The 214-nt window shown below is 53.7% G+C and carries 1 tRNA gene; it reads right to left on the bottom strand.

Annotated features, from left to right (window positions below):
- Position 1 precedes the first annotated feature (1 nt).
- Positions 2-78, bottom strand: a tRNA-Arg gene (locus tag IAE40_RS25640).
- Positions 79-214: the final 136 nt, after the last annotated feature.

The raw sequence follows: 214 nt of genomic DNA, 5'->3' as shown, positions 1-214 counted from the left end.
GTGGCGGACTCAGGAGGATTCGAACCTCCGACCGCTCGGTTCGTAGCCGAGTACTCTATCCAGCTGAGCTATGAGTCCGTGGTGGTAGTTTTAGACCAGATTACCACTGGTTTCGAAGCTTCTCTTCTTGAAGATTTCTCGACAAGCAAAGCCACTTCAGAAAGTGGCGGACTCAGGAGGATTCGAACCTCCGACCGCTCGGTTCGTAGCCGAG

Source organism: Pseudomonas sp. S44, from assembly GCF_016624805.1.
Lineage (GTDB): Bacteria > Pseudomonadota > Gammaproteobacteria > Pseudomonadales > Pseudomonadaceae > Aquipseudomonas > Aquipseudomonas machongensis.
Note: the sequence above shows the minus strand (reverse complement) of the source record. Positions and strands in the feature narration are given on the sequence as shown.